Source organism: Actinoplanes utahensis (assembly GCF_016862455.1).
GTDB classification, from domain to species: Bacteria; Actinomycetota; Actinomycetes; order Mycobacteriales; family Micromonosporaceae; genus Actinoplanes; species Actinoplanes utahensis.
Genome location: NZ_BOMZ01000091.1, coordinates 93,173 through 106,665, shown reverse-complemented (window position 1 = coordinate 106,665; position 13,493 = coordinate 93,173). Strand labels below are relative to the sequence as shown.

9 protein-coding genes are annotated in these 13,493 nt (G+C 72.4%); 1 reads left to right on the top strand and 8 read right to left on the bottom strand.

Features of this window, described 5'->3' with window-relative positions; translation table 11 throughout:
• Positions 1-120: 120 nt before the first annotated feature.
• The 7 genes from Aut01nite_RS33235 to Aut01nite_RS33205 form a co-directional block, all read right to left on the bottom strand.
• The gene (locus Aut01nite_RS33235) at positions 121-1,647 is read right to left on the bottom strand and encodes a PstS family phosphate ABC transporter substrate-binding protein (protein ID WP_152628848.1); all 1,527 of its coding nucleotides are present in this window, start codon (positions 1,645-1,647) and stop codon (positions 121-123) included.
• Positions 1,648-1,857: 210 nt separating this feature from the next.
• Positions 1,858-3,993: a protein kinase domain-containing protein gene (locus Aut01nite_RS33230; RefSeq protein ID WP_043527639.1), complete on the bottom strand. Its 2,136-nt coding sequence runs from the start codon at positions 3,991-3,993 to the stop codon at positions 1,858-1,860.
• Positions 3,990-4,775, bottom strand: a complete 786-nt coding sequence (locus Aut01nite_RS33225; protein WP_043527640.1) for a PP2C family protein-serine/threonine phosphatase — start codon at positions 4,773-4,775, stop codon at positions 3,990-3,992. Before Aut01nite_RS33225 ends, Aut01nite_RS33230 begins: the two co-directional genes overlap by 4 nt.
• Positions 4,772-5,338 (bottom strand): FHA domain-containing protein, encoded by a 567-nt coding sequence (locus tag Aut01nite_RS33220; RefSeq protein ID WP_152628849.1) that lies wholly within the window; start codon positions 5,336-5,338, stop codon positions 4,772-4,774. Before Aut01nite_RS33220 ends, Aut01nite_RS33225 begins: the two co-directional genes overlap by 4 nt.
• The gene (locus tag Aut01nite_RS33215; protein ID WP_043527642.1) at positions 5,326-5,973 is read right to left on the bottom strand and encodes a 4Fe-4S single cluster domain-containing protein; all 648 of its coding nucleotides are present in this window, start codon (positions 5,971-5,973) and stop codon (positions 5,326-5,328) included. The genes Aut01nite_RS33220 and Aut01nite_RS33215 overlap by 13 nt, the downstream gene beginning before the upstream one ends.
• Positions 5,970-7,853, bottom strand: a complete 1,884-nt coding sequence (locus tag Aut01nite_RS33210) for an AAA family ATPase (protein ID WP_052164021.1) — start codon at positions 7,851-7,853, stop codon at positions 5,970-5,972. Before Aut01nite_RS33210 ends, Aut01nite_RS33215 begins: the two co-directional genes overlap by 4 nt.
• Positions 7,850-9,094 (bottom strand): hypothetical protein, encoded by a 1,245-nt coding sequence (locus Aut01nite_RS33205; protein ID WP_043527643.1) that lies wholly within the window; start codon positions 9,092-9,094, stop codon positions 7,850-7,852. The genes Aut01nite_RS33210 and Aut01nite_RS33205 overlap by 4 nt, the downstream gene beginning before the upstream one ends.
• 266 nt (positions 9,095-9,360) lie before the next feature.
• Between Aut01nite_RS33205 and Aut01nite_RS33200 the strand changes: the two genes are divergently transcribed.
• On the top strand, positions 9,361-10,638 hold the full coding sequence (locus tag Aut01nite_RS33200; RefSeq protein WP_152628850.1) for a hypothetical protein: 1,278 nt from the start codon (positions 9,361-9,363) through the stop codon (positions 10,636-10,638).
• Positions 10,639-11,495: 857 nt separating this feature from the next.
• Here the strand turns inward: Aut01nite_RS33200 and Aut01nite_RS33195 are convergent.
• Positions 11,496-13,304, bottom strand: a complete 1,809-nt coding sequence (locus Aut01nite_RS33195; protein ID WP_043527646.1) for a caspase family protein — start codon at positions 13,302-13,304, stop codon at positions 11,496-11,498.
• Between the last annotated feature and the right edge of the window lie 189 nt (positions 13,305-13,493).

The following is a 13,493-nucleotide window of genomic DNA, read 5'->3' as shown; positions in this document are numbered from 1 at the left end:
CCCGATGCGGCGCCGTCGCTGCATCGGCGTCGGCACGCGGGAGAGACGGTGCGGCACCGGGTGGGGCACGCGGCAACTCGGCCTGCGGGAGGCGGGGTGAGCGGGGCGGGGCGGTATGGGTCACTCGCGGGGAGTGGTGCACAGCGGCTCGGGAGTGCCGTCGGTGCGGACGCATGGGGCGTACTGCTGGGCGGCGATCATCGAGCGGGCCTCCGCGTCGATCAGGTAGTTGGCGAAGGAGCGGGTGAGCGGGTCGGTCTTGTCCAGGTCGCCGTAGCTGTAGAGGTATTCGACGGTCCAGAAGGGGTAGCCGGCTCGAATGTCGTCGATGGTGGCGGCGCGACCGGCCAGGCGGAGTTGTTTCACGCCGGGGGTGAGCAGCGCGTTCGGGGTGTCGACGTAACCGACGGCGCCGGGGCGGGTGCGTACCTTGGCGAGCACGTCGCTGGTGGTGGTCTGTTCGCAGATGACCGGCTCGGTGGCGGGGACGCCCTCGCGGAGCACGTCGCACGAGTCGCTGGTGGCGCCTGCCTGGCGGGTCTTCAGCACGTGGGTTTCCAGGGCGCGGCGGCTGCCGGAACGGTCGTCGCGGGCGACGACCCGCAGTGGGGCGGACGGCAGTGTCGGGAGGATGTCGCGCCAGTCGGCGGCTTCACCGTGGAAGATCCGTTGCAGGGCTTGCGGGGGCAGGTCGCTGACGGGCACGTTGTTGTGGACCACGATGCTGTACGGGACGACGGCCACGCCGCGGGCCGGCACCAGTTCGGAGAAGCCGATGAACTTGCCGTCGGCGAGGGCGAGCCGCCGGGGCCGCTGTTCGGGTGCGGCGTTCTGCAGGTGGTCGAGGCCTTCGAAGCTGCCGGCGGCGATCACCGTGATCTTCGCGTCGCCGCAGTAGGTCATGTATTGCTTGGCCAGGTGGGCGGCGATTCCGGCGAAGGCGCTGGAGCCTTCCACGGTGAGTTCGCCGGAGGCGCAGACCGGGGCGTCGCGCCGGAACGGCGTGGATTCGACGAACAGCAGGGTCGCCACGAGCGCGCCGGCGAGCAGGATGCTCAGGGCGGCGCCGGCGATGATGGTTCGCCGGGTTCGCGGGTTGTCGGCCTGGGTGACGATGCCGCCTTCGGAGAGCCGGGCGATCGGTTTCGCCGGCGGGTTGGGTGGGGCGCCCGCGTTGGAGAGCAGGACGACCACCTTGTACTCGTCGCCGGGGTTGAGGCCGATCCGCGGCAGTTGCAGGGTTTCGTCGCCGACCTTCCAGTCGAAGTCCTTCAGGTCGTCGACGAGGCCGTCGGGTTTCTCCTCGGTGGTTCCGGCGGCGATGGTGGGCCGGCCGGCGAATTCGAGTTTCAGGGTCTTGTAGTCGCGTTCGTGGATCGGGGTGCGGCCGACGTTCTTGACCCGGACCACGACGAGCGCGGGTTCGGCGATGTGGGTGTTGTCGCGGTCCATCACCCGGGCGACGCTCTTGGCGTAGTCGGGGCTGAATCCGAGGGGCGAGTTGAACCGGACCCGGAACGACAGCACCCGTTTGCGGCGGGCCTGGTACTGGTTGAAGACGGTGACGCCGACGATCAGCACGAGCGCCGCGATGAGGCTGCCGACACCTTGCTGGGCGGTGAGCCATTCGACCAGGACGGAGATCACCACCGATATCCAACCCGGTCGAGGTGAGCGTGGCGTGAACACCGGGCGGCGACCGCACGAAGCCGTATCCTCTAGCGAAACGGCGTTCCCATCAGTGTGGTTCGCGCATCGCGATCACGGAGTCCGAGCAGGTGGAGGAAGTGCCGGCCGACCGGGGCAGGCGTCCCCTCCCGGACGTCCCCGGGTGCCACTCATGCATGCCCGTTGCGGTCACCCCGCCGGCGGCTGGGCGGAGACTCCGGCGATCGCCTGCATGAGGTAGCAGAGCTGCAGGACCACACCGACGCCGCCGAGACCGATCGCCCAGGTGGACGCGGACTGGTACTGGGTGCGCCGCGCACGGACGCCGCAGTAGATCGCGGCCAGGGCGGTGAGGAAACCGACGACCGGCATACAGGCGAGGAGGCCGCAGACGACACCGATGGGGACGCTGAGCTGGTCGACCTTCGCCCGGCTCTGCGCGACCGCGTGCTGCTCGGCAGCGATCCGGCGGCGTTCGGCTTCGGCCCGCTGGTTCATCGTCTGGCTGGCGGCGACCGGGGCGGCCATCATCAGGACGGCGTGGTGGGCGGCCTGGTACTGCGGGACGATCTGCTCGCCGGCCAGGTTGCGGAACCACTGCTGCTGCAGGGCCTCCGGGTTCTGTGCGGCCTGGCGGGCGGCTTCGGCGTACTGATGGCCCTGGCCTTCGTACGCGGTGATCAGCAACTGCATGCGCAGCGACTGGACGTGTTCGGCCTGGAGGGGGACGTTCTCCTGCTGCAGCCGTGCCTGGGCGGTGTCGACCGAGCGGTGCCAGCGGTCGTCGAGCATGGCGTAGCCCGTACATCCGGTTGCCTCGTCGCAGATGGTCAGGATGCCGTCCTCGTAGACCTGGTCGAGCAGCTGCCGGGCCGCCACCTGGCCGCCGACCGCGTCGCGGAGCAGGGCGTGCAGGTGTTCGCCGTCGAGGCGGCGGCCGTTGAACTCCGGCGGCACGTTCGGGTCGAGGGCCATGATGACTTGCATCAGCCCGCGTTCGGGACGCTCGTCGACGCCGTTGTCGAGCGCCTGCACCGCCTCGGCGCGCTGGTGTTTGGTCATCCAGTCCTTGAGCGCCAGGTACTGCGGGGTCTTGAGTTTGCGGCCGGCGAGCAGGCGGCGGCCCTCACCCCAGTCGGCGCGCAGGGCGGCGGCCAACTGGACGGGGTCGTTGTAGCCGCGGCCACCGAACACGTACGTGGCGTTGCTTCCCCGGGTCGTGGGGCCGGCGCCGGTGGCGGTGGCGGTGGCGGGTTCCGGGTCGGCGACCGGAGGTTTGCCGCCGTTGCGCCACATCGCGGTCTGCTGCGGGCCCCACCGTTTGTCCGGGGCGCGGGTCAGCAGGCCGCGCAGCAGCAGCCGCCAGTGCTCGTCGGCCACCTCGGACACGTCGATCTCGCGGCTGATCAGCTCGTGGGTGATGAACCGGTCGTCCATCCAGGTGCCGTCGGTCCGCTGGAACGGGCTGCGGCCGACCAGCAGTTCCAGCAGGACCATGCCCAGCGACCACCAGTCACTGGACCTCGACAGGCCGCCGCCGATCGCTTCCGGAGGGGCATAGGCGGAGGTACGGGAGTTCGTGCCGATGTGGTGGGTCGCGGCGATGAACTTGGTGAGCCCGAAGTCGGCGAGCACCATGTCCAGGGGGTTGATGGACCGGATCAGCACGTTGCCGGGTTTGATGTCGCGGTGCACCATGCCGAGCGAGTTGGCGTACGTGATCGCCGGCGCCAGCTGATCGAAGACGGACAGGACCTGCGGGGCGGGCCACGGGGCCGGGGTGCGGGCCAGCAGCTCTTCGAGGGAGCCCTCGCGGGCGAACTCGAGGATCTCCCACACGTACCCGTCGCCGCGGCCGTAGTCGAGCAGGGCGATCAGGTGCTGCCGGTCGGCGAGGAGCAGGCGTTTCAGCTTGTCGTCGTCCAGGGGCAGGTCCTGGCGGCGGTACAGCCGGACGACCCGCTGCTCGCCGGTCTCCCGGTCGTTGGCCAGCAGCACGTCGGCCTCGCCGCCGGCGCCCAGCTCACGGTCGACGGCGTACCTCTGCTGCAGGGTCGGGGGCAGGTTGACCCGGACGAACCGCTCCCCCGTCGTCGTCGGCCCGGGAACCGCCCCGTCCCGAGTCGTCCCGGGAGCAGGGGCGGCCGTGTCCCGGGTCGTTCCGGGAGCAGGGGCGGCCGTGTCCCGGGTCGTTCCGGGAGCGGCCGTGTCCCGGGTCGTTCCGGGGGCGGTGGTGTCGCGGGTCGTGCCCGGGGCCGCATCGCGAGTGGTGCCGGGTGCGGTGTCGCGGGTCGTCCCCGGCGCCGGTTGGGCGTTCTCGGTCACGGGAGGTTTCCTTCCTGAGCGGTACCGGTCGGCTCGGCCGGTGGTTCGGGCACGGTGACCAGGACGATCGACACGTTGTCGCGGGCGCCCGCGTCGAGGGCGGCCCGCAGCAGCGCCGACACGGCCGACCGCGGATCGGCCGCCTTGACCAGCTCCTCCTCGATGCGCTCGACGTCCAGCTCGTCGGTGAGGCCGTCGCTGCACAGCAGGAACCGGTCGCCCGGGGCGACCTCGGTCTCCAGCACGTGCGGGGTCACGGCCGTGGGCCGGGGGGTGCCGCCGAGCGCCTGGGTGACCACCGTCGCGATGGTCTCCTCGCCGGCCGGGGTCATCGAGTCGTCCTGGGAGAGCTGCACCAGGTGCGCGTCGCGCAGCAGGAAGCAGCGGCTGTCGCCGACGTTGGCGCAGATCGCCCGGTCCCCGGCGAGCACCAGCAGGACCACGGTGGATCCCATCCCGGACCAGGCGGGAGTGAGGGCCATCTCGGCGTACACCGCGTCGTTGGCCTGGTGGACGGCCCGGACCACGGCGTCCTGATCGTGGAAGAGGGGCGCGGCGTCGGTGATCGTGGCGGCGGCGACCCGGCTGGCCCGGGCGCCCTCGGCCAACCCGCCGAGACCGTCGGCGACCAGGCAGGTCACCGGCCGGACCGGGTCGATGGCGAAGCGGACCGGCTGGCCTTCGAGGACCCCGGACTGGAAGCCGGCGACGGCGACGGTGTCCTGGTTGTAGTCGCGTTGCCGGCCGCGGTGGGTCACGGCGACCACGTCGATGTGTGTCACGTTGTCTCTCCCGTCACGGTGGCTTCGACGTCGGCGGCGAACCGGACCCGGTCCCCGGCCCGCAGCGGGGTGGTCTGCCCCGGGTCCAGACGGCGGCCGTTGACGAAGGTCCCGTTCATGGAGTCGAGGTCCCGTACGGTCAGCGCGTCGGCGGTGGTCCGGAACTCGGCGTGCTTGCGCGAGATGTTCGAGTGGTTCTGTAGCCGGCCCGCGACCGGGGAGTCCTCCCGCCCGACGACGAGCGGCCCGTCCTGGGGCACGGGGATGGTGCCCCAGTCGAACCGCAGTGTCGTCCCTTTCGCGGTGGGCGCCCCGGCCCGGCCGCAGGCCCGGCACCCGGCTGCGGGCGCCCGTCCCCCGTGCGGGCAGTCCGGGTCACCGCACGCCGGGGCCTGAGCGGCGGGAACGGACGATGCGGCGGCGGGCGCGGGTTCCTGCAGAGGCGCGGTGGCCTCGTCGGCCGACGGCTTCGGGACCGGGGTGACGAAACAGGCGTTCCGGCAGTACTGCTCACCGGGTGCGATGTCGTTCTTGCAGCTGGGGCACATCATCAACTGCGCCATGACGCCTCCTCGTACGCGAGCCCGCGCCTGGCCATCGCCGCTTCGAGGGCCGTGAGGTCCCCCGGCGCGGGCACTCCGATGTGGTAGATCCGGTCGCCGTCGGTGCCGACCTGGATCCGGGTCGTCCCGGCCGGCCGGTCCACCTCGGCGTCGTAACGTTCGTGCCCGAGCGAGCTGAGCGGGATCAGCTCCTGGTTGGCCGAGCCGCGCCAGCGCAGACCGGGCGCCTGCGCGGCCACGAACCGTCCCGGGATGACCGCGTCCAGCAGGGCCAGATGCGCCCCGAACCGGGCGCGCAGCACCGCCGGGCTCCGGCCGCTGTAGGCGAGCAGGTCCACTTCCCGGTCCCGGCCCGCGCGCCACACGTGCAGCGCTTCGAGCAGGGCCAGGAACGCCTCCGGCTGGTCGAACGGCTCCCCGCCGCTGATCGTGATCCCGTCCACGTCGGCGGGCAGGCCCGCGCACCACTGCGCGACCGCCGCGACGTCGACCTCGGTGTCCGGGTCGGGATCCCAGGTGTCCCGGGACACGCAGCCCGCGCAGCCGATGCCGCAGCCCTGCGTCCAGATCCCGGCGCGCCTGCCGTACCCGAGCACGACCACCGGATAGTGCACGCGGTTGATCCTGATCCTCATGCCAGGCTCACCTGCCAGATACCGTCGGCGTGCCGGAGGTCGGTGACGGTGACCGTCCGCCCGGCCAGGTCCTCGCGCCGGAACAGCTCCCGGGCCAGCGGGTTGACCAGGGCGCTCTCCAGGTGCGAGCCGATGCCCCGGCCGCCCATGCCGAGGTTCGCGGTGGCGCCGTCGAGCAGCCGGCGGCGGACGTCGTCGCTGAGCCGCAGGTCGACGCCGTGTTCCGCGCGCAGCCGGTCCCGGATGTGGGAGACGAGCACGTCGAAGATCTCGGCGGCGGTGTCGGCGTCGATGAAGTTGAACACCACGATGTTGTCGCCGAGCCGGTTCAGCAGCTCGGGCCGGTTGAGATTACTGACGAAGTGGTGCTCGACCGCCCGGCGTACCCGATTCTCCAGCTCCTCGCGGGTGAAGGGGGCGTGCAGCGGGTCGGCCTGGGCCTGGATCTGGTACTCCTCGGCGGTCACGCCCAGGTTGGAGGTGAACACCAGGACGGTCTCGGAGAAGTACACCGTGGAGCCGCTGGCGTCGGTGAGCCGGCCGTCGTCGAGGATCTGCAGGAATTTGTCCAGGATGCGGGGGTTCGCCTTCTCGATCTCGTCGAACAGCAGCAGGCTGAACGGCCGCTGCCGGACCGCGTTGGTCAGCTCGCCGCCCGCGTCGTGGCCGACGTAACCGGGCGGCGCGCCGATCAGCCGGTCCGCGGAGTGCTCGGCGGAGAACTCGCTCATGTCGAACCGGGTGTAGGCCCGGGCGTCGCCGAAGATCTGCTGGGTCAGCTCCTTGGCCAGCTCGGTCTTGCCGACACCGGTCGGCCCGGCGAAGAACAGCACGCCACGCGGCCGGGACACGTTGCCACCGGCCTGCGCCCCGGACAACCCGAGGACCGCGCGGACCACGATGTCCACCGACCGTTGGATGGCCTCACGCTGGCCCTTCACCCGCGAGGAGATCCGCTCGGTCGCGCTCTGCATGCGGCTGCGCAGATGGGAGGCGCGCCACGGGTTGTCGTGCACGCCGACCCGGTAACAGCGGACCGCCTCGTCGATGTCGGCGATCGGGGTGCGCATCCGGGCGGCGAGCCGGGCGATCGCCATCATGCTGCGCAGCGTCATGCCCTGGGTCTGCTCGGCCAGCCGCCGCTCCAGGGCCCGCTGGTCCTCCTCGTTCGCGTCCCGGTAACCGGCGAGGGCGTTGGCGAGCCAGCGGGCGGCGGTCTCCCGTACCCCGAACTCGGGCAGCGGCACCGCGATCTTGCGGATGTCGTCGTTGCCCGCGGTCAGCCAGATCGGCAGGTCCCGCTCGTTGTTCACCGCCCAGATCACCGGGTTGAAGAGCGGACGAAAATCGCCTCCGGCGGGTTTGGGGTACGCGACACGCGACAAGCGGTCACAGCGGGCGAAGAACGCGTGCTCGGCCGGATCGAGGCGCCCCGGGTCGAGGATCAGCCGGGACGCGAAGTCGATGAGCACGGCGCTGCGCTCGTTGTCCGCCCCGGTGACCCGCTCGATCACGTCCGACAGCGGCCCGAGCGGCCCGTCCTTCTCCTTCCACGGCCCCCACGGCGGCTTGTTGTCGCGTTGCACCACCTCGGCGGCCGCCTTGGCGGTCACCGGATCCGGCGGCAGCACCCCGAGGCCGGCCACCGCGTCGGCGACCACCAGGTGCGGGTAACCCTCGTCGGCGAGCACCCGGTGCAGGCCGGTCTGCAGGTCGCAGGGCTCCCAGCCGTGCGCGGCCGGCAGCAGGAACACGTCGCGGACGTTGCCGTACAACACCACCTGCGAATTGATCGACAGGGCGGTACGGACCTCACGCAACCAGGCCGGGTATCCGTCGCCCATCGCGGTGCCGGCCGTTTCCCTGGTGAGCTCGCTCATCGGGGCAGCTTCCTCTCCCTGCGCTGGTCCTGGTCACGGCGCCGGTCGTCGCGGCGGCGGCGTTCGAACGGGAACCGGGCCGGGTCGACGTTCTGCACGTGCGGGTCGCCCTCCTCGCTGCGGTGGGTGGTGGTCACCTGCAGCCCGTGCGCCTCCAGCGCCGGCAGCAGCTTGTCGACCGCCGAGCACCACTGGTGCTCGATCGCGGCCACGTCGTCGGCGACCGCGCCGGCCGGAGCGACCATGTTGAAGTAGTACGCGTTCTCCTCGCCGCGGCTGCGGACCCGTACCGCCAGGTCCTCCCAGCCGTCGCGGCGCAGGTGGGCGAGCCCGTTGACGCCCAGCGCGGTGTCGAACTCCTCCTCGACCGTGCAGCCGATCTCCTCGAGGGACTCGCGCAGCGCCTGCCGGGTGTAGTCGCGCACCATCGGCGCCAGCGTCGCGGCGACCGCGGCCTCGACCAGCGACGACAGCCCCGGCAGGTCCGGGTCCGGGTCGGCGCCGGCGGCGCTGATCGCGGCGAGCGCCCCGTCCACGGCCGGTCCGGTGTACCCGGCCAGCCGCGCCGCCAGCTCGCGCAGCGTGGATTGCCGACGGCGTACCTGCTCGTTGGCCTGGTCCACCGAGTACCGCAGGTCGTCCAGCAGCCGCAGGCGGGCCGTCTCGGTCGCGGCGGTCAGCGCGTCGGCGGCCCGTTTCTGCAGCACCTTCGCCTGGCCGGGCGGCACCCCGCCGTCCATTCGGCCGAGCACCCGCTGCAGCGACTCGGCCACCCGCGCGCTCGGCGCCGGAGCCGCCGCGGCGGCCCGCGGACGGCCCGGCACGGGCGCGGGCTTGGGCAGCCGGTCCAGTGCGGCGGCCACCTCGTTCATCACCCATCGGGTACGGGCGGCGGCCATCTCGGTGCGGAACCGGCTCTCGGCGGCGGCCAGCATCGCCTCCGCCTGCCCCGCCCACTGCTCGCCCCGGCCCAGATCGAGAGCGGTGCCGGGCACCTCGCCGAGCGCCGGCCCGGCCGAGATCAGGGCGCCGAACTGGGCCTGGCCGCGCTGGATCTGATCCTGGAGCAGCCGGTGATCGGCGACGATCCGGGCGATCCGGTCGGCCACCGCCCAGCCGCGGGTCTGGCGCGCGGCCATCCGGTCGCCCGCGGCCCCGGCCAGCACGCCGACACCCCGGGCGGCGAGGAAACCCGCGCCGGCCACCAGGCCGACACCGACGATCGCCGGCGCGAGGAACACGACTCCTACTTCTGCGCTCAATGTGCACACACCCGAGGACTGTGGACAGGGACGCGGGTTTCTGACGGACAGCCGGGAAGCCCCTGAAGGGCTGATCGACGATCATCCGGCAGAGGTCTGTCTGAAAGTACGAAATGGACTGCCGAACCGGTGCAACCACGAGTGGTGAAGGGCGCACGCGGCGTGTTTGGGCCATGCTGTCCGGGATGACCGGCCGTCGGGATTGACGGGCCGGTCACATCGCTTCCGGGAGGGAAGGAACGCAGGTGGGAGTCGCGAACGGGTCGGCCCGGCGTCTGGCCGCAACACAGGTCCGGGGCCGGCAGAGCACTCCCAACGGACCACGCGCCGGCACGAAAGGCACCCCCAATGGGTCGCCCACCGGCACGCAGGCCGCCCCGAACGGCTCGCCCGCCGGCGCGCAGGGCGCCTCCAGCGGGACACCGGCCGGCACGCAGGGCCTTGAACACGCCGGGGCGGGCGTGCACCAGCCGCGCGGCGGCGCCCGGCTCAACGCCGCGCCCGCCCTGCCTGTCGCGCCCCGGCAGCGGCAGCGCCCCGACCGGGTGCAGCGGCTCCGCGACCTGGCCGGCGCCGGCACCCTCACCGCGACGGCCGCCGCCGCCACCCCCGCCGAACGCGCCGAGCTGACCGGCGCCGCCTACGACGTGGTGTGGCCCATCGTGTACGCGCGGATCACCCGCCGCTTCGAACAACTGCGCGGGCACGCGACCTGCGCGTCCGGAGTGGCGCACCTGACCGACGAATGCCTGGACCGCTTCCACGACGACGTCGAGGCGGTCGTCGCCGATCTCCTCGCACACGCCCGCCAGCCCGTGCACCGACTCGAAGCGTGGATCACCCGGCGGCTCGTCGCCGCCACCGTCGACGGGCACCGGCGCCGCCGCGGAGCGCGCGGCGCGCTCCAGCGGCCACGGCTGCCCGGCTGGGTCGCCACCGCACTCGGCAACGACCGCTGGCTGACCACACTCGCCCTGGAGGTCCTCACCTGGGTCGGGGTCAGCGTCACCGCGGGCGCCGAGGTGTGGCCGCTGGAGGTGTGGTCCCAGCACCGGGCCACCGCCACCGGCGACTGGTCCGGCAGCACCCCGGCCGTGACCGCGCGCGACGTCGACACCGTGCTGACGGTGATGCGCCGCCGCCCCGAATGGTACGAGGCCTATGTGGAACGGCCGCTCGGCGCCAAACAGCCGCCGGTCGCGAGGGCGCCGCTGGACGCCGGGGAGGCCGTCAGCCCGCTGGCGCTCAGCGACGCCAACGACCGCGTCGAAACCGAGCTGCTGCGGCTCGCCGCCGACGCGGTGCAGGCCATCGAGACCCGCCTGAGCCACGGCGAACCGGCCGAGACGATCGTCGTCGACGTCATCCGCACGGTGTTCGGCGGCGCGGTCACGACCACCCTCGACCAGGCTCCGCACACGGCACCCGACCCACTGGGCGACGTGGCGGGCGCGCTCACCGACATGGCCACGCTGAACCGCATCGTCACCACGGTCCTGTCCATCGTCAACACCCGCCCCTGACCCCGGCGCGGAGTCCCGCCGCCGATCCCACCGCCCGCCCCCACACGGCGACCGGCACGAACGGCATGTGACGCCCCGGCCAGGTGTCAGTGCTGTACTTTCCCGGCTGGTCGTCACGGTTGTCTCCGGCCGGAGACAGCAGTGACGACCAGCCGGGGGTAGACAGCACTGACAGCCGGCCGGATCTGGCCCGGCCCACCGGCTGGCCGAAGAACGGTCCGGCCGCCCGATGCTCCCGCACTGTGCACAGCGAAGGGTGAGCGGAGCAGGCAGCGAGTTCGGGTGGGGAACGCGGACGGTGGGAGCTTGTGGGCGTACCGCCGAAAAGGGTGTCTCGTGAGGTGGGCCGTCAGCCATCGCAGCAGCGTGCGGGGCCGCATCGGGCAAGATTCCGATCTACGGCGGGAAGCCTGTGTCGTCTTTCAGCAGGGCAGGGGCGGGCCGTCCGCGACAGTGAGCGCCGCTCGCCGCGCGGCGAGCGCATCGGCGAGCGCGTCGATCTCCACAGCAGCGAGCGCGTCGCCTTCCGCAGCGGGAGGCGAGACTCCTCCCGGACTCGTGGACGCGGCGCCTCCCTGGGTCGTGTACGGGGCACCCTGCCGAACGGAGAGCTCAGCGCCCTCCTGGGTGGGAGACGCGGCGCCCTCGCGAACGGACAGCTCAACACCCTTCCGAGCGGAAGACGCGGCGCCCTCCCGAAGGGAGAACTCACCATCCTCACGAGCGGGAGGCTCGGCGTCGTTCCGAGTGGTGGGCGCGGTGTCCGGCGGGATGGCGAGGGCCGTGCGTAGCTCGGTGGCGAGGAGGCGGTACAGGTCCTGGCGTTGCCGGTCGGTCAGCGTCATCGTCGTGGCCGATCACCGGGGTGGATGATCATGGGGATAGTGTGCATCATTCGGCACTCGGGTGCGCAGCTCGTACCGCTGCACCGTCCAGTCGCCGCCCGTGGACGTCGGCGGGCCCACCGCCTCCATGTCGCGCACCTCGCGGGAGCCGATGCCCAGCCGGGGCAGCAGGTACGGATCGGCGGCGAACGGCCGTTCCGAAGCCACCACCACCAGCCAGTCGCTGTTCGACCGGCCGGGCTCGGGCGGCTCGCTCGCCGGTAGCGAGATCCGGATGCGGCGGCCCTCCATCGCGGCGACCTTGCGGCCGGCGCCGATCGGTGCGGGCGGGAACAGTTTCGCGTGCACGGCGTAGCCGGGGGTGAGGTCCAGCACCGTGACGTACAGCTGCCGGTCCGCGGTGTTGTGCAGGTGCAGATGGATCTCCGGCGCGGTCCAGCGGGTTCCGTCCCAGGTGTACTCGGCCTGGTACGAACGGCCCCCGAGGTCCTCGACCGTCTGTTCCGGAGCGACCGGCACGAACTCCAGCCGGATCGGTTCGCCCAGCCGTGACCCGTCGTTGCGGAGTTCATCGCGCAGCCACAGCCATCGGGCCACGTGTTCCAGGGTCGCCGTCACCTGCTCGGGGGCGGCGTCCACCTCGACGGTCCGGCCCTGCCGGTCGGTGATGTGGGCGCGGCCGGGTCCGGCCGCGGTGACGGTGAGGGTGACCGGTTCGCCGTCTTCGGCGGCCCGCAGGTAGGGCGACCCGGAGACGTCGGCGCCGGCGACCGTGGCGACCGGCCGGGGCAGGGCCGTGATCGCCACCGGGTACTGCCGGTCCGGGTCGGGCCGCCAGCCGGGTAATGGGGTCACCAGGCTGAGTTCCGGCCGTACCTCGTCGACGCGCACCTCCCAGCCGGTGCCCGGTACGCCGAACCGCAGCCCGGCGGGATCGGACGGCAGGCCGTGTGCCCGGCCCGCGTCGATCTGCCAGCCGTAGCGTTCGCTGGAGAGGGTGACGCCGGTGCGCGCGGCGCCGGCCTCGCCGCGCAGGAACCGCATGCCGGTCAGTTCGGACGTCGCCGGGTAGAGCTGTGGCACTTGCCGGAACGCGCCACGCCGGGCCACTTCGCTGCGGGCCGCGGCGAGCAGTTCGGCATAGGTGGCCGAGGGGCCGAGCCGGCGCAGCGCGCGCAGCAGCGTCCAGGTGAACAGGCCGTGATGGGTACCGTCGAACTCGCGTTCCTCGGCCTTCTGTTCCCGGCGGCACGCGGCGAGCGCCACGTGCTCGGGGGCCGGCGGGGCGCTGACGGACAGGGTCCGGGTGGCACGGTCCGGGCCGGGCGGCACCGACCGTGAGCGGGAGCCGATCACGCGGGTTCCGCTGTCGGAGTGGCACGAGTCGAGGACGACCGCGACGTGCCCGGCGCGAGCGGCGACGACGTCCAGCAGCACCGAGAGTTCCTTGTCCCACAGGTCCGGGACGCCCGCGGTACGGCTGTCGTGGCACACCAGGGTCTGGACCATCCCGGTGCCTTCCACCACCCACGCGTCGGCCGGCGCCTTCGCCTGCGAGCCGTGCCCGCTGAACCAGAACAGCGCGGTGTCGTCCGGCCCGGCCTGGGTCAGATGGGTACGCAACGCGGCCACCACCCCGGACAAGGTCGCCTGCTCGTCCCGCAGCACCAGCGGATGCAGGCCGGTGCCCGGCCGGACCGTGGTGCGCAGCATGGCCAGCACGTCGGTCACGTCGTTGCCGCAGCCGCGCAGGTCCGGCACCAGCGAGTCGGATGCCGCGTACCGGTCCACGCCCACCAGCAGGGCGTACACGGCGCTCATCGGCCGGCCTCCGGATCGATCATGGTTCCTCCCTGGTCGCTGCTCTCCTCTGACGGACCGTCCGCGATCGAGGACGCACGGTCCGCTTGCGAGGACGCGGGAACGCAGGGTCCGCCACCCGAGAGCGGCCCGTGAGCCATCCGAGATGGACGGTCCGTCAGAAGGGAGGGACGTATTGATTGGAGGACC